A 19,290-nucleotide genomic window follows, 5' to 3' on the forward strand; every position below is an offset into this window, starting at 1 on the left:
CCCCTTCCGGAGAAGTCGGTCCGTCCGGGCGCGTCGCTCGCATCTGCGGGCGGCGCGTCTGAGGTGCGCGCAGCGGGGTACGGGGACTCCGACAGGAAGGAGGCGCCGTGCGCGCTCTCACCGCCCCGGACGGGACTCCGGAGATCCTCGCGCTGCGCGCCCTCAAGCTCGGCGACCTGCTCGTCGCCGTCCCGGCGCTCAAGGCCCTGCGCCGCGGCTTCCCGGACCACCGGCTGATCATGGCGACCACGCCCTGGCTCGAGCCGATCGTCGATCTGGTCGAGGGCCTGGACGCGCTCGTGCCCACCCTCCGCGGACTCGACGACCCGCTGCCGATGGCCGCCGGCCGGGTCGAGCTCGGCGTGAACCTCCACGGCAACGGCCCGGAGTCGCGGCTGCGGCTGCGCGAGATCGCGCCCGAGCGCACGCTCGAGTTCCGCGTCCCGGCGCTGGACCCGGGCGCGGGCCCGGAGGACCCACGGCCGCTCTGGATCGACGGCGAGCTGGAGCGCGCCCGCTGGGCCCGCCTGGTGAACTCGATCGGTCTCGACGCCGACCCCGAGGACGTCGCGATCGCCGTCCCGGAGGAGCCCGCCTCGGCCCCCGGAGCCGCCGTCGTGCACATCGGGGCCTTCTACGGCTCGCGCGAGTGGCCGGAGGAGCGCTTCGCCGCGGTGGCCCGCGCCCTCACCGCCGAGGGGCACCGCGTCGTCTACACCGGGGGCGCGAACGAGGCCGACCGCGCCCGCCGCGTCGCCGAGCTCGCCGGCACGGGCGAGGTGCTGGCGGGGGAGCTCGCGCTCAGCGGGTTCGCCGCGGTCGTCGCGGCCGCCGAGGTCGTGGTGACCGTCGACACCGGAGCCGCGCACCTCGCCTCCGCGTACGGCGTCCCCTCGGTCGTGATCTTCGGTCCGGCACCGCCCGAGGCCTGGGGCCCTCCGGCCTCGGGTCCGCACGTCGTGCTGACCGACGCCTCCCTCCGCCGCGGCGACGTCTTCTCCGCCGAGCCGGACCCGGCGCTGCTCGCGGTCCAGGTCGACGACGTCCTCGCCGCCCTCTCGTCGCTCCCGTCGCGTGCCGAGGCCCACCTCAGGCGGACTTCAGCCGCGTCGCCGGTCGGACCGGAGTGACCGTGGCCACGCGGGCCCGGGGAGCGCGCGGCTGATGGCTGCGCGAGGGGGCGCCGAGCCGGTCGGCGAGCTGCGCGAGGATCCGCCGCTGCAGGCGCGAGACCTGCATCTGCGTCGTCCCCAGGGCGTCGGCTATCTGCTGCTGGGTCCGCTCCTCGACGAAGCGCATGCGCAGGAGCTCGCGCTGGCCCTCCTCGAGCTCGGCGAGGGCCTCGGCGAGCCCGTGCCGCCGGTCGATCTCGAGCAGCCGCTCGTCCTCGCCGCCGAGGGTGTCGCCCAGGCCGACGCCGCCCTCGCCCACGGTCTCGTCGAGGGAGAGCGGATGCCCCGCGAGGCGCGCGTCGGCCACCTCCGTCGCGTCCACTCCGAGGCGGCGGGCGATCTCCTGGTCGGTGGGGTGACGGCCGAGCTCCTGCGCGAGCTCGTCGGCGACGACGGTGGAGCGGCGGTGCAGCTCCTGCACGCCGCGCGGCGGCCGGATCATCCAGCCGAGGTCGCGGAGGTGGCGCTTGAGCTCGCCGGTGATCGTGGGGACGGCGAACGCGGCGAAGCTGTCTCCGCGCTCGGGAGTGAAGCGGCGGGCGGCCTTCACGAGGCCCACGTAGGCGACCTGGCGCAGATCCGCCCAGTCGCCTCCGCTCCGGGAGACCCGGCGGGCCATGGCCTCGGCCAGGCCCAGGTGGTCGAGCACGATGCGCTCGCGGATGCGCGCGCCCTCGGCGGCCTCCGCGCTCACCGCGGCCTGGAAGAGCGAGAGCGTGCGGGCGTCCTTCTCCTCCCGTGCCGCCTCGGTGAGGGCGCTCGGGCGGTCGGTGCGGGGGTCGAGATCGATCGTGCTCATCAGTGCTCCTTCCGGGCACGCTCGCGCGGAGGCCCGGCGCGGCCTGCGGTGCGGCGCTCGGGCCCTCTCGACGAGAGGCCCGGGGTCAGCGCACCACTGCTCCTGCTCGCTCGGGGAGTCCGTTGACTCGGAGCAGTGCTGTCCGGTAGAAGCAGTCGCCGCGAGGCGCGCACCGTGCCCGGGGCGGAGGCGCCACGGCCCCCGCGATCCCGGGCGCCGCACCGGCTCCCGCCGGTAGGATCGGGGTCGTATGTCTGAGCTCACCCCGCCCCTGGAAAGCGCGCCGGACGCGCACCCGTTCACGACCGCGACCGGGAGCGACGTCCGCGTCCGCTTCTGCCCCTCGCCGACCGGGACCCCGCACGTCGGCCTCATCCGCACCGCCCTGTTCAACTGGGCGTACGCGCGCCACACCGGCGGTACGTTCGTCTTCCGCATCGAGGACACGGACGCCGCCCGCGACAGCGAGGAGAGCGTGGAGCAGATCCTCGACGCGCTGCGCTGGCTGAAGCTCGACTGGGACGAGGGCGTCGGAGTCGGCGGCCCGCACGGCCCGTACCGGCAGTCCGAGCGCACCGATGTCTACCTCGACGTGATCGCGCGCCTGACGGCCTCGGGGCACCTCTACGAGAGCTACTCCACGGCCGAGGAGATCGACGCGCGCAACGAGGCGGCCGGCCGCGCGAAGCAGCACGGGTACGACAACCACGACCGCGACCTCACCGAGGAGCAGCGCGCCGCCTTCCGCGCCGAGGGCCGCGCCCCGGCGCTGCGCCTGCGCGTGCCGGACGCCGACCTGTCCTTCGACGACCTGGTCCGCGGCCCGATCACGTTCCCCGCGGGCTCCTTCAGCGACTTCGTCGTGGTGCGCCCCAACGGCCAGCCGCTCTACACGCTGGTGAACCCGGTCGACGACGCGATCATGCAGATCACCCACGTGCTGCGCGGCGAGGACATCCTGCCCTCGACCGCCCGGCAGATCGCGCTGTACCACGCGCTGATCGACATCGGAGTGACGACCTTCGTCCCGCGCTTCGGGCACCTCCCCTACGTGATGGGCGACGGCAGCAAGAAGCTCTCCAAGCGCGATCCGTCCTCGAATTTCTTCCACCACCGCGACCGCGGCTTCATCCCGGAGGGCCTGGTCAACTACCTCGCCCTGCTCGGCTGGTCGCTCACGCACGACCGCGACGTCTTCTCGATCGACGAGATGGTCGCCGCCTTCGACGTCGCCGACGTGAACCCGAATCCCGCCCGCTTCGACCTCAAGAAGGCCGAGTCGATCAACGGCGACCACATCCGCCTCCTGGCCGTCGACGACTTCACCGAGCGGACGATCCCGTACCTCGTGGCGGCCGGAGTGCTCGCGGGCGAGCCGACCGCCGAGCAGCGCGCCGTGCTCGACGCCGCCGCACCCCTCGTGCAGGAGCGGATCGGCCTGCTCGGGGAGGCCCCCGGCATGCTCGGGTTCCTCTTCACCGCGTCCGACGCGCTCGAGTACGACGAGGACGCGCTGAAGGGCCTGCCCGCGAACGCCGGCGAGGTGCTCGCCGCCTCGATCGGCGCCCTCGAGCTCGTCCCCGCGTCCGAGTGGCTGACGGCCTCGATCCAGGAGGCGCTCGCCTCCGCGCTGATCGAGGGCCTCGGCCTCAAGCCCCGCATCGCCTACGGGCCGCTGCGCACCGCGGTCTCCGGACGCCGCGTCTCGCCGCCGCTGTTCGAGTCGATGGAGATCCTCGGCAAGCAGGAGTCGATCGCCCGCCTCGACCGCCTGGGCGCTCACCTCGGCGCCTCCCGGCAGGCCTGACCGTGGCGGAGACGGTCGGCGGACGATACGACGTCGTCGTGATCGGCGGGGGCCCCGCCGGGCTCTCCACCGCGCTCAACCTCGTCCGGGCGCGCCGGAGCGTGCTGCTGCTCGACAGCAACCGCCCGCGGAACGCTGCGACCCTGCACTCGCACGGGTTCCTCACCCGCGACGGCATCTCGCCGCTCGAGCTGCGCCGCCTCGGCCGCGAGGAGTTCGAGCGCTACGAGGCCGCCGAGGTGCACAACGCCCTCGTCACGTCGGTCGAGCGCTCCGGCGGCGAGTTCGTGGTCGGCGCGCGCGGCGTGCGCGGCAGCGCCGACCGCTCCGTCGTCGCCACCGCCGTCGTGGTCGCCGCGGGGCTGCTCGAGACGCCGCCCGCGCTCCCGAGCCTGCGCGCCTACTACGGCACCGCCGTGCACAGCTGCATGGAGTGCGACGGCTACGAGAAGGCGGGGGAGGCGCTCGCCCTGATCGGCGAGACCGACGACCTCGCGGAGCGGGCCATGCTCCTCTCGCAGTGGTCGACCGACCTGATCGTCTTCACCAACGGCGTCGGGACGGTGAGCGACGCCGACGAGTCGCTGCTCGCCTCCATCGGCATCCGGGTCGACCGGCGCCCGGTCGCCGACCTCGCCGGGGAGCGCGCCGAGATGACCGGCGTCCGCCTCGTCGACGGCGACGTCGTCCCGCGCACCGGGGCGTTCGTCCGCCCCGTCTGGACGCCCGCGCTGGACTACCTGGACGCGGCCGGCCCCGACCGCGACGCCGACGGCTTCCTCCGCGTCGACGCCGGCGGCCGCACGTCCGTCCCCGGCCTCTACGCCGCCGGCGAGGTCACCCCTCCCGGCCCGCAGCAGCTGATCGTCGCCGCCGGATCGGGCGCCCAGGTCGCCTCCGCGATCAACCGCGACCTCGTCCGCGCCCGCCTCGGCGAGGCCGCCCCGGAGTCCGAGGGCAGCGTCGTCCGCGGCTCGATTTGAGCGGGATGCCCGCGTAGGGTACTGTCGTCTCTCGGCGCTCGGGTCTCGATCCGGTCGCCGCCTGGTCCCGGGATCACCTCCGGATGACCATTGGGGTATGGTGTAATTGGCAACACGGCTGATTCTGGTTCAGTTGTTCTTGGTTCGAGTCCAGGTACCCCAGCACTGATCTCCTCCGCGGCACTCCGCGCGACGCCCTCGTTCGTGGCGTCCTCCTCCGGGCCCGCTCCCGCGTGAACCGCTCTCGGCGGCGTCCGCAGTATCCCCCCTCCGGCCGACGCGGCCGTCCGAGGCGCTGTGACACGATGGAACCTGTACGTCTCTCAGGTACCCGCGTCGCGCGGGTCGGACGAAAGGTCGCCCGCCCATGGAACCGGATCTCCTCTGGATCGTCCTCGCCGGAGTCGCCGTCGGCGCACTCCTGCTGATCGCCCTCATCGGCTTCTTCCTCTTCCGCGCGTGGTACCAGGTGCCGCAGGCCGACGAGGCGATCGTGATCGTCGGGAAGAAGCAGAAGGGCGAGGACGGCCTCACCTCGAACATGACCGTCATCACCGGCGGCGGCGCGTTCGTGAACAAGCTGACCCAGCGGTCCGACCGCATCTCGCTGCGCTCCCGCCAGATCAAGATGGAGCCGGTCGCGCAGACCAAGAACGGCGTGACCATCCACCTCGCGGGCGTCGCCCTGGTCAAGATCGGGTCCACGGCCGACCAGGTCCGCGCCGCCGCCGAGCGCTTCGCGTCGCAGGACCAGTCGATCGACGTCTTCACCACCGAGCAGCTCGAGGGCGCCCTCCGCGGCGTCGTCGCGAAGCTCAGCGTCGAGGAGGTCATGCAGGACCGGCAGAAGCTGGGAGACGAGATCGCCGAGGGCATCAAGGGCGACCTGCTCGCCCAGGGCCTCGTGCTCGACTCCTTCGCGATCCAGGGCGTCACCGACCGCAACGGCTACATCGAGGCGCTCGGAGCGCAGGAGATCGAGCGCGTCCGCCGCGAGGCCGACGTCGCGCGGATCAACGCGGCCCGCGAGGTCAAGGCTCGCCAGCTGGCCACGGACGAGGCGAACCTGATCGAGCAGACCGCCTACGACAAGAACACCGCCGCCGCGAAGTCCGAGGTCGGCCGCGCCAACGCCGAGGCCGAGCAGGCCGAGAACCTGGCCCGCGCCGAGCGCGAGCAGGCCGTCCTCGTGCAGCGCGCCGAGAACCGGCAGGCCGAGCTCGACGCCGACGTCAAGCGCGTCGCGGACGCCGAGAAGTACCGCCGTCAGACCGAGGCCGACGCCGACGCCTACGGACGCGAGAAGAAGGCCGAGACGGACCGCCAGGTCGCGCAGCAGGTCTCGGACGCCGAGGCGTACGCCGTCCAGCGCCAGGCGGAGGCGCGCCAGGCGTCCGCCGCCGCCGAGGCCGCCGCCGTGAGCGCCCGCGCCGAGGCCGAGGCCCACGCACTGCGGGCCAAGGCGGGCGCCGAGGCCGAGGCGCTGCGCGCGAACGCGACCGCCGAGGCGGAGGCCATCCGCGCGAAGGGCGAGGCGAGCGCGGCGGCCATCGCGGCCGAGGCGGAGGCGCTCCGCGAGAATCAGGAGGCGATCCTGGGTCGCGAGCTCATCGGGCAGCTGCCCTCGCTCATGGCCGAGTTCGCGAAGGGCTACCAGAACGTCGGCTCGGTGACGCTGATCGGCGGCGACACCGCCGGCACCCACATCGCGCGCGAGCAGGCGGCGGGTCTCGCCGCGACGTTCGACAGCGTCAGGTCGGCGACCGGCGTCGACCTCGGCGCGATCCTCCAGGGCCAGGCCTTCGGCCGGGGGATGGCGACCGGCGGCACCGTCGTTCCGACCGGCGCGTCGGTGGCGACGGGATCGGGTGACGCCCCGCGTCCGTCCGGCACCGGCGACCCGACCGCCGTCGCCTCCACGAGCTGACCGCAGGGTCCTGCCGATCCCCGGCGGTTCCACCACTGCCGCCGCCGTGCTCGTCGGTGGGCGCCCGTCGGCGTCCGCCCTCGAGCACGGCGTGCGGCGTTCTGCGCGACCGGGTCGTGCCCCTGCCCGGCGTCGAGCGGCCCCGCTCAGGCCAGCGGCTTGCGCATCTGCAGGGACGTCGTCTCGTAGCCGAGCGACTCGTACAGCGCCCGCGCGACGGTGTTGAAGCCGAACACGTTCAGCGCGAGGGCGGAGCCGCCGCGGGAGCGGACGTGCGACTCCGCGAGCAGCATCGCCGCCCGGCCGAGGCCGCGGCCGCGCTCGGCGGCGTCGATCTGCACGTCCCAGACGTATCCGACGCCCTCGAGCCCGCTCGGTTGCGGGCCGAGCCAGAGCGACCCGACCGCGCGGCCGTCCTCGGAGACGAGGAGCACGTCGTGCCCGGCGGCGGGGGAGCCGCCCGGGAAGTACTTCTCGTACGAGGTGTCGGCGTTGCGCGTCGCGGCCGCCTCGTCGTCGCCCGCCCGCATCCGGTCCTCGATGTACGCCGAGCGCTGGACCCGCATCCACGTGGCGAGAGCGGCGGCGGGAATCGGCTCGAGCGTGACGGTCATCCCCTCACGATCCCACTCCTCACCGCCCCCCCGCGATCGATCCGTCGCGGACGGCCCGCGCGGGATCCGCGGACGGGCCGCTCGCGACGGATCGCCGCCGGCCCGGGTCAGTCCGGGGTCCGCTCCGCTTGCTTCCGCTTCCCCAGGCGGGTGGCGAGGAACAGCAGCGTCCCCACGACCACGTAGCCCGCCGTCGCCAGCCAGACCACGCCCGTCTGCTGCGTCAGCAGCACCACGCTCGCGATGGTCGCGAGCACCGGCACCACGCGCGGCACGGAGTAGTGGGCGTGGTCGACGCGGTCCTTCTTCAGCACCAGCACCGACACGTTCGCCGCGATGAACACCAGCAGGAGCAGCAGCACCGTCGTCTCGGCGAGCGTGCCGACGTCGCCGATCAGGCTGAGCAGCATCGTCACTCCGCCGACGACCACGATCGACACCCACGGCGTGCGGCGGCCCGGCAGCACCTTCCCGAAAGCGCTCGGAAGCAGCCCGGAGGTGGCGAGCCCGAACCCGACCCGCGACGCCATCACCATGAACAGCAGAGCGCCGTTCGCGATGGCGACCAGCGCGATGAGGCCGAACAGCCACGGCGGCACGGCCACTCCGCTCGCCGCGACCACGTCCAGCAGGGGGCCGCTGGAGGCCGCGAGCTCGTCGTTCGGCAGCACGATCACGGCGCCGAGCGCGATGAGGAGGTAGACCACGGCGGCGGTGATCAGCGCACCGAAGAGGGCCCGCGGGTAGACCTTCGAGGGGTTCCGCACCTCCTCGGCCATGTTCGCCGCGGCCTCGAAGCCGAGGAACGAGAAGAAGGCGACGATCGAGGCGGCGAACGCCCCCTGCAGCGGAGCGACGTCGGGGTTGAACTCGAGCACGCGGGAGGCGTCGCCGTCGCCGGAGCCGAAGAAGACCGCGGCGCAGACGATGACGATGACCAGTCCGCTCACCTCGATCACCGAGGCGACCAGGTTCGCCGTCAGCGACTCCTTCACACCGCGCAGGTTCACCAGGGTGAGGATCGCGATGAAGACGATCGCGGTCGGGATCGGCGGCACGTCCAGCAGAGCCCCGAGGTAGTCGCCCGCGAACGCGTTCGCCAGGGAGGCGGCCGTCGTGATGCCGGAGGCCATCATCAGGAAGCCGATCAGGAACGAGAGGTACGGCTTCCCGAACGCGCGGTCCACGTAGCGCGCCGCCCCTCCGGCGTGCGGGTACTTGGTGATCAGCTCGGCGTACGTGCCCGCCGTGAGCAGGGCGACGACCAGCGCGATCAGCAGCGGCAGCCAGATCACGCCGCCCACGTCCTCGGCCATCGTGCCGACCAGGGTGTAGATGCCGGCGCCGAGTGTGTCGCCCACGATGAAGGCGAACAGCAGCGGCCCGGTGATCACCCGCTTGAGCGACGCCTTCCCGGGAGCGGTCTCGGCGGTGTCCGTCGTGTCGGTCATCCGGACACTCCACCGAAGCGGAGGGTCCGAGCGCAAGCCTCGCCGCCCGATCGCTGCGAGATTTCTCATCATCGCGACCCGTGTGGCAGGGGCCCGGGCGGCGAGGACTCCCACAGCGCGCGGATCCCGGGACTCGGGCGATCGGCCGCATCAGAGGGAGCGGACCCGGTGCGCACAGGGTGAACAGGGGGCGACCGCGCGTGCCGCCGCGCGCCCGCACTGGGTAGGCTGGAGCGCTTCGTCGTGAGTGGAGCGGTCGCGGAGGAATCATGGGCAAGAAGCGCAACCAGGGACGATCCGGAGGCGGTCAGAGCGGGTCCGGCGGTCAGGGCGGCGGCCGCACGGCCGAGACCGCGCTGATGGTGCGGTTCCGCAGCTGGTACCGCTCGCACCTCGCCGAGGTGGGCATGCAGCACGAGCACCTCGAGGCCGACGAGGCCGTCGAGGTGCTGACCGACCTCTTCGCGATGACCCGCGACCTGCGCCCGCGCGGCTCCTTCGCCCAGCCCGACGCCGAGCTGCTCGAGGCCGTCTTCGACCAGATCGAGGCAGACCTGTCGGGGGAGGAGAGCGAGGCCGACCTCGACGACACCCTCTTCACCGTCGCCGAGGTCGTCGAGCACTTCCTCGACTTCCTCACCGACGAGGACCTCTGGACCGGCACCGACGAGGAGCTGGACGAGTGCCAGGCCGTCCTCGACGAGGTCCTCGACCTCGCCGGCTCCTTCGTGGAGGCCGTGCTCGACGACCTCGCCGAGCTCGACGAGGTCCCGGCCGAGGAGCAGCTCTCCGCCGTGCGCGCCACCGCTCTCGTGCACGCCGCCGACGTCGTGGTCGAGCACCTCGCCGCCGACGACGGCGCGACCCTCACCGAGCGCGCCGCCCGCGAGATCGCGGTCGAGGCGGGCATCTCCTCCGCGGGATCCACCCCGAGCGACGACTCCGTCCGCATCCCGGTCTCGGCCTGGTGGGACGCGCTGGTCGGCTCGGCCGTGCTAGAGCAGGAGGGATCCGCCGCAGGTCTCGGCGAGGCCGCCGTGCTCTGGCGCAGCTCCGACGCGCACGAGGCCGCCGCCGAGCGCATCGCCTACGTCGCCCGCTTCCTCGAGCAGTGGATCCTCAGCGCCCAGACCGCGCTGGCGGCCGCCGACACCGAGGACGGCGCCTTCTCCCCGGAGGAGCGCGCGGTCACCACCACCGACGCCGTGCTGGTCCGCATCGCGGTAGCCTGCCAGGCCGAGATCCACCCGGGCCTGGTCGTCGGCGAGCTGGTCGACGAGCTGGCAGCCGACTCCGGAGTCTCGCTCGACGAGGCCCTCGACGAGCGCGAGCGCATGGTCGGCACGGCCGAGCGGATGCTCGACGACACCGCCGAGCTCGGGCTGCTGCTGCACTCGCCCGAGTTCGGCTACGCGGTGCCGGAGGGCCTGGCGCCCGTCCTCGCCTCCGTCGTCCGCGCGACGGTCGTCCTCCTCGGAGAGCGCGAGGCCACCCGCCTCGAGATCCTCGACGAGGCGACCCAGGACACGGCGACGGCCTACGCGCTCCACGTCGCCCTGCTCGGGACCAAGCCCGTCGTCTGGCGGCGCCTCGAGCTCTCCTCCGAGTCGTCGCTGCGCGATCTGCACCTCGCGCTCCAGCTCTCGCTGGGCTGGACCGACGCGCAGCCGCACTACTTCAGCGTCGGCGTGCCCGACGAGGAGCAGGCTCCGATCGGCTCGCCGTCCGACGCGGAGGAGTTCGGCGCCGACCTCGTGGACGAGGCGGGCGTCGCGCTCGCCGAGGTGCTCGAGCAGGAGCAGGACGAGCTCTTCTACGTCTACGACCTCGAGGACGAGTGGCGCCACGTCATCCGTCTGGAGTCGATCGCGCCGCTGTCGTCGGCTCTGCCGCGCTGCACGGGCGCGCGCGGCGCGGCTCCGCTCGACGTGCCGGGAGGCCCCGCGGCCTGGGCCGACACGGTGCGGGCGGCGACGGACCCGTCCTCGGCCGACCACGCGGAGGCGCTCGAGGCTCTCGGCCTCGCCGCCGGAGCCTCGTTCGATCCGGCCGCGGTCGACGTCGACGGCATCAACCGCTCGCTCGGTCTCCTGCGCTCCGCGGTCTGACGCCCCGCCGGAGGGCGTCATCGGAGGAGGCCCCCGCTCCCGCTCACCGCGGGAGGCGGGGGCCTCCTCCGGTGTGGGGCGTCACGGGGTGAGCAGCAGCTTGCCGATGTGGCCGGAGGAGCGCATCACGTCGTGCGCCCGCTCGGCCTCGGCGAGCGGGACCACCTCGTCCACCACCGGGCGCACCGTCCCGGCGGCGACCAGCGGCCAGACCTCTGCGCGCACCCGCGCGACGATCGCGCGCCGCTCCTCGAGGGGCCGGGCGCGGAGGGTCGTGGCGTGCACCGCCCCGCGCTTGCGCATCAGCACCCCGAGGTCGAGCGAGCCCAGCGCACCGGACTGGTTGCCGATGAACACCACGCGCCCGCCCACGGCCAGCGCCTCCAGGTCTCGGGCCAGGTAGTCGCCGCCGACGGGGTCGAGGATCACGTCGACGCCGCGCCCGCCGGTCGCCTCGCGGATCCGGTCGACGAAGTCCTCCTCGCGGTAGTCGATCAGGACGTCGGCGCCGAGCGCGCGGCACGCCTCGAGCTTGCGGGCGCTGCCGGCCGTGACGGCGACGCGGGCGCCGAGGGCGGCGGCGATCTGGATGCCCGTGGTCCCGATCCCGCTCCCGCCGCCGTGGAGGAGGACGGTGTCGCCGGATCCGAGCCCGGCCACCATCACGAGGTTCGACCAGACGGTGGACGTCGTCTCCGGGAGGGCGGCGGCCGAGACGAGGCCGACGCCGTCCGGCACCGGCAGCACCAGGCCCGCGTCGACCGCGACGTACTCCGCGTAGCCGCCGCCGGAGAGCAGCGCGCAGACCTCGTCGCCCTCCGAGAACCCGGTCGCGTCCTCGCCGAGCGCGACGACCGTGCCGGACACCTCCATCCCGAGGATCTCGGAGGCGCCGGGCGGCGGCGGGTAGACCCCTGCGCGCTGGCCGAGGTCGGCGCGGTTGACGCCGGCGGCCGCGACGCGGACGAGGACCTCGCCGGGTCCGGGGGAGGGCGTCGGCACCTCCTCCAGCACGAGTCGGGAGTCGGGGCCGGGGTTCTCGATGCGGATCGCCTGCATGAGGGGGATGCTACGCCGCGGGCCTCGGCGCTCGCGGTGCTCCCGTCCGGCGCGGGGCCGGCTCAGCGCTGCTCCGCCAGGAACGCCAGCACCGCGTCCTTGAAGCCCCGCGCGGGCACGGTGCTGGTGTGGTCGCGGCCGGGGACGCTCACGAACCGCGCCCCCGCCTCCGCCGCCAGCAGCTCACCGCCGGGAGCGATCGGATCCGCGCCGCCGGTCACGAGCAGCGTCGGCAGGCCGGGGTGCCGCCCGTGCTCCGGGTGCGCCCCGCCGCGGACGCCGTCGGCCACCGCCACCAGCGCTGCGAGGTCGTTGCCCTGCACGCCCTCCGCCATGCCGATGAAGGCGCGGGTGAAGCCGTCGTCGATCTCGCCGCCGGAGGCGACGCGGGCCCGGGCCGCCTCCGCGTCGAAGGAGCGGAGGGGCTCGCCCACCGTCAGCCCGCCGAGGCTCAGCGATGCGAGCCGCTCCGGGTGCTCGAGCCCCAGCACCCAGCTCATCCGGGCGCCGAGGGAGTACCCGAGCACGTGGGGCGCGTCGAGGTCGTAGGAGTCGAGCACCCGCACCAGGTCGGCCACCATGGCGTCCACGCTGTAGGAGTCGGAGTGGTGCGGCTTCTCGCTCGCGCCGTGCCCGCGCTGGTCGAGCGCGACGACGCGGTACCCGGCCCGGTGCAGCGTCCGCAGCCAGCCCGACGTCTCCCAGTTGAGCACGGCGTGGGAGGCGAAGCCGTGCACGGCGAGGACGGTCGGGGCGCTCTCCTCGCCGACGGAATAGGTGGCCAGCCGCACTCCGTCGTCGGCCACGACGTACACGGGCGGAGGGAAGGCGATCACTCCACCACCCTGCCCGCCGCCGCGACGTGGAGGGGGGCACCGCGCCGCGGACACGCCGGGCGGAGTCCCAGGAGCGGAGAGCCGCCGTGCCCGGTGTCCCCGGACGGTCAGCGCGGCGGACGGGTGGAGCGGGCGAAGGGCACGGCGATCCAGAGGCGCACGGTACGGCCCTGGCCGGACCGGACTCCGAGGACGACGCACAGCACGAGGTTGAGCACGGCCAGCGCGAGGATCGCCGAGATCGTCGCGAGCGGCCAGTCGGCGCCGAGCGAGTCGCGCACCGATACCAGCGCGAGGTGCAGCGGGACCAGCATCAGCTGGAGCGCGAGGTAGGTGAGCTGCCAGTTGACGGCGACCAGGCCGTTCCGGTCGCTGAGGGTGCCGATCCGCCGCCGCGACCCCCACACCATCACGGTCGCCGTGAGGGAGATCACGGGGGAGATCACCACGAAGCCGGCGAGCGCCGAGAGCCCGGCGAACCAGACGGCCCGGGCGCCCTTGCGGTCCCGGGTGCGGTGCCGCAGCTCGTCGTCGTCCATCGTCGCCGCCTCCTCGCGCCGGGACCAGTCTCGCACCCGCCCCCCCCTCGAGGCGGGGGATCGCCCCCGAGTTCCGGGGGTTCCCCGGATGGGGCGGGTCCGGGCTCGTCCGTAGCGTGGAGGCATCGCCGGAGCACACCGGCAGCACCGCCGGCCCGCCCGGCGGGACCGCATCCCGCCGGGCGACCGGCACCCGAGAAGGAGCACACCGTGACCACCGACGACCGCACCGCCCGCCTCTCCACCCCCGCCGACGAGCAGCCGACCGTGGACCTGGGCGCGACCGCCGTCCTCACCGAGGAGCGGCCGTCCGCCGGGGAGCGCCCCGCCGCCGAGGAGTCCGCCTCCTCGCAGCAGGCCCGCGCCCCCTACGGCACCCCCGCCGTCCCGCCCGCGGCGCTCGCCCCGGCGCCCTCGACCCCGTTCTCGCTCACCAGCCTGATCCTCGGCGTCACCTCCGTCTTCTTCGGACTGACCGTGATCGCTCCGGCCGCGGGCCTCGTCTTCGGCATCCTGGGCCTGCGGAGGGAGCCGACCGGCCGCACGCTCTCGATCTGGGGCATCGTGCTCAACTCCGTCATGCTCGGCCTCGTCCTGCTCTTCGCGATCGCCGTGCTCGTCGTGGTCGTGCTCGTGCCGCTCGCGGCCCTCGCGTCGGGCAGCGACTACCGCTGATCCGCCGCTTCCCGCGTCCCGCGCCTCCTGTCCGCTCCGGCGGCGGGAGGCGCGGTCGTTCCGCGCCCGCCGAGCGGACGCTCCGCGCCCGCGTCCGCCGCCGCCCCGTGCCCCGGGGATAGGCTGGCCGCGCAGTTCGCGAGCCCCCTGCACCCTCCGGGGCCGCACGACGACAGCAACGGAGCTGGACGTGACCCTCGCACCGAGCACCCTCCCCGACCGCGACCCGGAAGGCAGAGCCCTGGACGACACCGAGACCCCCGCCACGCGCACCGAGAGCGACTCCCTCGGCTCGATGGAGATCCCCGCCGAGGCCTACTGGGGCATCCACACGGCGCGGGCCCTCGACAACTTCCCGATCTCGAAGCGCCCCATCTCGATCTACCCCGATCTCGTCCGGTCCCTCGCGACGGTCAAGCTCGCGGCCGCCCGGGCCAACACCGAGCTCGGCACCCTCGCCCCCGCCAAGGCCGAGCTGATCGAGGCCGCGTGCCGCCGCATCATCGACGGCGAGTTCCACGACCAGTTCGTGGTCGGGGTGATCCAGGGCGGCGCCGGCACCTCGACGAACATGAACGCGAACGAGGTCGTCGCCAACGTCGCACTCGAGATCGGCGGCTTCGAGCGGGGCGACTACGCGCACCTGCACCCCCTCGACGACGTCAACCGCAGCCAGTCCACCAACGACGTCTACCCGACCGCGATCAAGATCGCGATGACCTGGTCGCTGCGCCGCCTGCTCGACGAGCTGGCGCTGCTGCGCGAGTCGTTCTCCCGCAAGGCGGTCGAGTTCGGCAGCGTCCTGAAGGTCGGCCGCACGCAGCTGCAGGACGCGGTGCCGATGACGCTCGGCCAGGAGTTCCACGGCTTCGCGACGACCCTCGGCGAGGACCACGCCCGCCTCTCCGAGACCATCTGGCTGCTCGCCGAGGTCAACATCGGAGCCACCGCGATCGGCACAGGCATCACCGCCGATCCGCGCTACGGCGCGGCCGCTGTCCGCCACCTCAACGAGATCACCGACCTCGACCTCGAGATGGCGCAGGACCTCGTCGAGGCGACGAGCGACACCGGCGTCTTCATGTCGTTCTCGAGCGCGCTCAAGCGCTCCGCGATCAAGCTGTCCAAGATCTGCAACGACCTGAGGCTCCTCTCCTCGGGCCCTCAGGCCGGCTTCGGCGAGATCAACCTGCCTCCGCGCCAGGCGGGATCCAGCATCATGCCCGGCAAGGTGAACCCGGTCATCCCCGAGGTGGTCAACCAGGTCGCCTACTCGGTGGCCGGGGCCGACGTCACGGTCACGATGGCGGCCGAGGCGGGTCAGCTCCAGCTCAACGCCTTCGAGCCGGTGATCGCGCACTCGCTGCTGCAGAGCATCACCTGGATGACGCAGGCCTGCAGGACGCTCCGCGAGAACTGCATCGACGGCATCACCGCGAACGTCGACCGGCTCGAGGCCATGGTCGCCTCCTCGGTCGGGGTCGTGACGGCGCTCACGCCGAGCATCGGCTACACCGCGTCCGCCGCCCTCGCGAAGGCCGCCCTCGCGACCGGCCGCAACATCGCCGACCTGGTGGTCGAGGCGGGGCTGATGTCCCGCGAGGAGGTCATGCGGCTGATCTCGCCGGCGCGGCTCTCGGGCATCGAGGCGATGACCGCGGCGCTCCCGATCATCGACCCCGCGCCGGAGGCGTGACCGCGGCCGCGAGGCGCGCCCCGGCGTAGCTGCGCCAGGGCGCCCAGCGGCGCCCGGCCTCGGCCAGCCCGCGCTCGCCGGCGGGCAGACCGCGCGCCGCCGCGCCCCGCCGGAGCACGGGATCCCCGGTGAGCAGGACGTCGGGATCTCCGGTCGCCCGCTGTGCCACCTCGGCCGCCGTGGCCGCGTCGATCCCGGGGACCGCCAGCAGCTGCTCGGCGAGCTCCTCCCGGTCGGCGTCGAGCCGCAGGGCTCCCTCGGCGAGCAGCGTGCAGGTCCGCACCAGCACGTCGGCGGATCCGCGGAGCACGTCGGCGGCGTGCTCGGCGATCACCGCGGGGGAGGGGAAGGCGCGTGCGATCGATCCGCTCGCCACGGACTCCGGGAGCGTCGCGCCGAGCGCCGCGACCAGCCGTGCGGCCTCCCGCCGGCCGAGCAGCGCGCGCACCAGCGTCTCGGCCGGGTCGACGGAGCCGGGCACGCGGACACCGGGGCGGGCGGCGACGCTCGGAGCGAGTGCGGGATCGGCCGCGAGGGCCTCGTCCACGGCGCGGGCGTCCGCGTCCAGGTCGAGCAGCCGCCTCACCCGGGCGACCAGCGGCCCGACGTCGGCGACGGAGACGAGCGTCGCGCTGCAGCGGACGCTCTCCCCGTCCGCCGCCAGCCGGATCAGCGCCGCGCCCCCGGGCAGGACGAGCGAGCGCGCGTAGCCGCCGGGGGACGCCTCCTCGATGCCCGGGAGCGCGGTGCCGCCGAGCACGTCGAGCACCCCGGGATCGAACGGAGCCCGCACTGCCAGCCGGAGCTCCAGCGTGGTCGCGCCGTCGTGGACGCTCGCCTCGGAGCGCGTGCCGCGGGCCGAGGCGCGCAGGGCCGTCGGGGTCCGCTCGTACACCTCCGCCAGGGTCGCGTTGAACTGCCGGATGCTCGTGAAGCCGGCGGCGAAGGCGACGTCGGACACGGGCAGGTCGGTGCTCGTGAGCAGGAGCCGGGCGGTCTGGGCGCGCTGGGCGCGAGCGAGGGCCAGCGGAGGCGCGCCCAGCTCCTCGCGCAGGATGCGGCCGAGGTGGCGCGCGCCGTAGCCGAGCCGGGCGGCCAGCCCCTCGACCCCCTCGCGGTCGACCACTCCGTCGGCGATCAAACGCATGGCGCGCGCCGCCGTGTCGTCGCGCAGGTTCCACTCGGGGGAGCCGGGGACAGCGTCCGGCAGGCAGCGCTTGCAGGCGCGGAGCCCCGCCTCGTGCGCTGCGGCGGCCGTCGGGTAGAAGCGCACGTTCGCGCGCCGCGGCGTGATGGCGGGGCAGCTCGGACGGCAGTAGATGCCGGTGGAGTGCACGCCGGTCAGGAACCGCCCGTCGAACCGGGAGTCGCGGGAGGCGACGGCGCGGTAGCGCTCCTCGAAGAGCGGATCGGAGTCGGGCACGCCTCGAGCCTCGCACGCGGCGACGTCGAGCAGGAGCGGGAATCGGACACGGGCGTCCGCACCCCGGCCCTCCTCCACGCGCCCGGCGCGTGTCAACCGCCGACAGCGCACCCCGCCCGTGCCCTACTGTCGGCCCCATGAGCGCCTATCCGCCGCCCGCACCGCCCGCCACCGCCCGCCCCTCCGTCGTGCCGACCGTGCTCGGCTCGATCGGCGTGGCGCTCCTCGGGATCCTGCTGCTGCTCGTGCTCGCCTACGTGGTTCTCGGACTCGGCGTCAGCGCCGCGGGGATCTGCGCGGTCATCGCCCTCGTCCCGCTGACCGTGGTTCTGCTGGGCGTCCGCTGGGTCGACCGGTGGGAGCCGGAGCCAGCGCTGGGCCTGTGGTTCGCGTTCCTCTGGGGCGCGGCCGGGTCCGTCGCGATCGCGCTCCTGGTCGACCTCGGCGTGCAGATCGCCGTCTACGCGTCCGGGCAGCAGCCGAGCGGATCCGACTTCGTCGGCGCCGTGATCCAGGCGCCGCTGGTCGAGGAGACGGCCAAGGGGATCGGCGTCCTCCTCGTCCTGCTGATCTGGCGCCGGACCTTCGACGGGCCCGTCGACGGCATCGTCTACGCGGCCGTCGTCGCCTCCGGGTTCGCCTTCGTCGAGAACATCCTCTACTTCGGCAGCGCGCTGGTGGAGGGCGGTCTCGGCTCGCTCGCCGTGACCTTCTTCCTCCGCGGGGTGCTCTCGCCCTTCGCGCACGTGCTCTTCACCGCCTGCACGGGCGCGGCCCTCGGCTTCGCCTCGAACCGGCCCGCCGTCGCGCGGCTGCCCATCGCCCTGCTCGGGCTGGCGCTCGCCGCGTTCCTGCACGCGCTCTGGAACGGCTCGTCGTTCCTGGTGTCCGACTGGTTCGGCTTCTACGGCGTGGTCCAGGTGCCGCTGTTCGCGGTCGCCGTGGTCGTGGTGGTGCTGCTGCGCCGGCAGGAGCGGCGCGTGACGCTCCAGCGGCTCGACGACTACGCCGTCGCCGGCTGGCTCTCGCCGGCCGAGGTGCGGATGATCGGCACCGCGGAGGGGCGCCGCACCGCCGCTCGCTGGGCCCGGAGCGCGGGAGGGGACCGGCCGCGGGCGATGCGGGACTTCCTCCGCTCGGCGACGCGGCTCGCGCACCACCGGCAGCACCTCCTGCTCGGCCGCGGCGGACGCACCGGAGCGGTCGACGAGCAGGTCCTGCTCGACGAGCTCGTCGCCCGCCGGGCGGTGCTCACCCGCTGAGCCGGGGCCGCCCCCGCTCAGCCCCGGCGCGCTAGGCGGAGGCGCTGCGCACGCGGCGCTCGCCGGCCGTCACGGGCACGCCGAGCCGGTTCTGCGCGGGCGGCAGCGGGCAGTTGTAGTGGGGCGAGAAGCCGCACGGCGGGATGTACGCCCGGTTGAAGTCCAGGAGCACCGGAGCGGGGGTGCCCGCGTCGGCCGCGCCGCCGATCCGCTGCACGACGAGGAAGCGGCCGACGGGGTAGCTCGCGAGCTCCGGGTCGTCGCTGCGGTTGGTCGGATCGCCGAACGGGACGAGGAGCGTGCCGCCGTCGTCGAACGCCGCGACCGTGTACTCGCGGGCGCGCCCGTCGTCCACGAGCGAGAAGGTGATGTCGCCGGGCACGACGAGCTCGCGGGTGGCGCCGTTGTCGCGCAGGTGCTCGAACGGGACCGTGCGGTCCTCGGCGACCGGCTCGAACCACGCCTCGAGCACCCAGGCGGCGTCGAACGGGAAGGTCTCGATGGCGTCGAAGGACCGGATGCCGTCGGAGGCCGCGTCCCAGACGCGGTAGCCGTACTCGGGCTCGCCGGTGTCGAGGTTCTCGCGGCGCATCCGCGTCAGGGTCGCCGAGGGGCCGTAGCCGGCCAGCGCCTGCTCGTCGTCGACGCTCTCGCCGGGCTCGAGCCAGCGCGTCTCGACGAGGGCGAGATCGCCCCGGGGTCCGGTGACGCGCTCGACGCGTCGGGCGAGCCACGACTCCCAGCCGGCGCGTGCCGACTCCGTGAGGTCGATCGAGGCGCGGGAGGGGGCGGTGACGCTGCTGCTCGGAGTGGCCATGGGGCGTGCAACGCGGGGCCGTCCGGTTCTCTTCCCGGTCGATGACCGGACGGAGGACGGACACCCGCGAGAAAGAGCCCGACGCCCTGCGGCAGCGGCAGGGCCGGCTGCTCGGACGGGGC

Annotated in this window: 16 protein-coding genes and 1 tRNA gene; 9 read left to right on the forward strand and 8 right to left on the reverse strand. The window is 74.2% G+C overall.

From position 1 onward, the window contains the following. Positions 1-107: 107 nt before the first annotated feature. On the forward strand, positions 108-1,130 hold the full coding sequence (locus tag C5C30_RS06315; protein ID WP_104247438.1) for a glycosyltransferase family 9 protein: 1,023 nt from the start codon (positions 108-110) through the stop codon (positions 1,128-1,130). Here C5C30_RS06315 and C5C30_RS06320 read toward each other — a convergent pair. Next, complete coding sequence (locus C5C30_RS06320; RefSeq protein ID WP_104333375.1) at positions 1,090-1,971, reverse strand: sigma-70 family RNA polymerase sigma factor; 882 nt, start codon at positions 1,969-1,971, stop codon at positions 1,090-1,092. The genes C5C30_RS06315 and C5C30_RS06320 overlap by 41 nt on opposite strands. Positions 1,972-2,221: 250 nt before the next feature. Here C5C30_RS06320 and gltX point away from each other — a divergent pair, with 250 nt between their 5' ends. The 4 genes from gltX to C5C30_RS06340 all read left to right on the forward strand — a co-directional run bounded on the left by gltX (position 2,222) and on the right by C5C30_RS06340 (position 6,688). Continuing rightward, positions 2,222-3,778, forward strand: a complete 1,557-nt coding sequence (gltX, locus tag C5C30_RS06325; protein WP_104333376.1) for a glutamate--tRNA ligase — start codon at positions 2,222-2,224, stop codon at positions 3,776-3,778. A 2-nt stretch (positions 3,779-3,780) separates the two neighbouring features. Then, positions 3,781-4,761 carry an NAD(P)/FAD-dependent oxidoreductase gene (locus C5C30_RS06330; RefSeq protein ID WP_104276156.1) on the forward strand — a complete coding sequence of 327 codons (981 nt, stop codon included), beginning with the start codon at positions 3,781-3,783 and terminating at the stop codon, positions 4,759-4,761. Positions 4,762-4,852: 91 nt separating this feature from the next. Further along, a tRNA-Gln gene (locus C5C30_RS06335) sits at positions 4,853-4,924 on the forward strand. A 204-nt stretch (positions 4,925-5,128) separates the two neighbouring features. Further along, positions 5,129-6,688 (forward strand): SPFH domain-containing protein, encoded by a 1,560-nt coding sequence (locus tag C5C30_RS06340; protein ID WP_104226268.1) that lies wholly within the window; start codon positions 5,129-5,131, stop codon positions 6,686-6,688. A 146-nt stretch (positions 6,689-6,834) separates the two neighbouring features. Here the strand turns inward: C5C30_RS06340 and C5C30_RS06345 are convergent, their stop codons facing one another. Both C5C30_RS06345 and C5C30_RS06350 read right to left on the reverse strand, forming a co-directional pair. Beyond that, positions 6,835-7,302, reverse strand: a complete 468-nt coding sequence (locus C5C30_RS06345; RefSeq protein WP_104333377.1) for an N-acetyltransferase — start codon at positions 7,300-7,302, stop codon at positions 6,835-6,837. A 107-nt stretch (positions 7,303-7,409) separates the two neighbouring features. Continuing rightward, on the reverse strand, positions 7,410-8,753 hold the full coding sequence (locus C5C30_RS06350; protein ID WP_104333378.1) for an APC family permease: 1,344 nt from the start codon (positions 8,751-8,753) through the stop codon (positions 7,410-7,412). 269 nt (positions 8,754-9,022) lie between these two features. Here C5C30_RS06350 and C5C30_RS06355 point away from each other — a divergent pair, with 269 nt between their 5' ends. Then, entirely contained in the window at positions 9,023-10,861 is a 1,839-nt protein-coding gene (locus C5C30_RS06355) for a plasmid pRiA4b ORF-3 family protein (protein ID WP_104262696.1), read from the forward strand. 81 nt (positions 10,862-10,942) lie between these two features. Here the strand turns inward: C5C30_RS06355 and C5C30_RS06360 are convergent, their stop codons facing one another. From C5C30_RS06360 to C5C30_RS06370, 3 genes are all read right to left on the reverse strand, one after another. Beyond that, positions 10,943-11,920: an NAD(P)H-quinone oxidoreductase gene (locus C5C30_RS06360; RefSeq protein WP_104333379.1), complete on the reverse strand. Its 978-nt coding sequence runs from the start codon at positions 11,918-11,920 to the stop codon at positions 10,943-10,945. Positions 11,921-11,982: 62 nt separating this feature from the next. Then, positions 11,983-12,756 (reverse strand): alpha/beta fold hydrolase, encoded by a 774-nt coding sequence (locus C5C30_RS06365; RefSeq protein ID WP_181027173.1) that lies wholly within the window; start codon positions 12,754-12,756, stop codon positions 11,983-11,985. Between the two features lie 107 nt (positions 12,757-12,863). Then, positions 12,864-13,331: a DUF4870 domain-containing protein gene (locus tag C5C30_RS06370; RefSeq protein ID WP_181027172.1), complete on the reverse strand. Its 468-nt coding sequence runs from the start codon at positions 13,329-13,331 to the stop codon at positions 12,864-12,866. Positions 13,332-13,505: 174 nt separating this feature from the next. On the opposite strand from C5C30_RS06370, the gene C5C30_RS06375 reads away from it, so the two are divergent. Together C5C30_RS06375 and C5C30_RS06380 are read left to right on the forward strand one after the other, a co-directional pair. Continuing rightward, positions 13,506-13,970: a DUF4190 domain-containing protein gene (locus C5C30_RS06375; protein ID WP_104226275.1), complete on the forward strand. Its 465-nt coding sequence runs from the start codon at positions 13,506-13,508 to the stop codon at positions 13,968-13,970. Positions 13,971-14,211: 241 nt separating this feature from the next. Beyond that, positions 14,212-15,666, forward strand: a complete 1,455-nt coding sequence (locus C5C30_RS06380) for an aspartate ammonia-lyase (protein ID WP_258064082.1) — start codon at positions 14,212-14,214, stop codon at positions 15,664-15,666. On the opposite strand, the gene C5C30_RS06385 is transcribed toward C5C30_RS06380, so the two are convergent. After that, positions 15,641-17,089: a DNA-3-methyladenine glycosylase 2 family protein gene (locus tag C5C30_RS06385; RefSeq protein WP_167299023.1), complete on the reverse strand. Its 1,449-nt coding sequence runs from the start codon at positions 17,087-17,089 to the stop codon at positions 15,641-15,643. The genes C5C30_RS06380 and C5C30_RS06385 overlap by 26 nt on opposite strands. Positions 17,090-17,226: 137 nt before the next feature. On the opposite strand from C5C30_RS06385, the gene C5C30_RS06390 reads away from it, so the two are divergent. Beyond that, positions 17,227-18,351: a PrsW family intramembrane metalloprotease gene (locus C5C30_RS06390; protein ID WP_104233243.1), complete on the forward strand. Its 1,125-nt coding sequence runs from the start codon at positions 17,227-17,229 to the stop codon at positions 18,349-18,351. A gap of 31 nt (positions 18,352-18,382) precedes the next feature. Here the strand turns inward: C5C30_RS06390 and C5C30_RS06395 are convergent, their stop codons facing one another. Next, positions 18,383-19,168, reverse strand: coding sequence for a DUF1684 domain-containing protein (locus C5C30_RS06395; RefSeq protein WP_104247431.1), 786 nt, complete (start codon positions 19,166-19,168; stop codon positions 18,383-18,385). Between the last annotated feature and the right edge of the window lie 122 nt (positions 19,169-19,290).

This window comes from Rathayibacter sp. AY2B5 (assembly GCF_002931645.1).
Taxonomy (GTDB): domain Bacteria; phylum Actinomycetota; class Actinomycetes; order Actinomycetales; family Microbacteriaceae; genus Rathayibacter.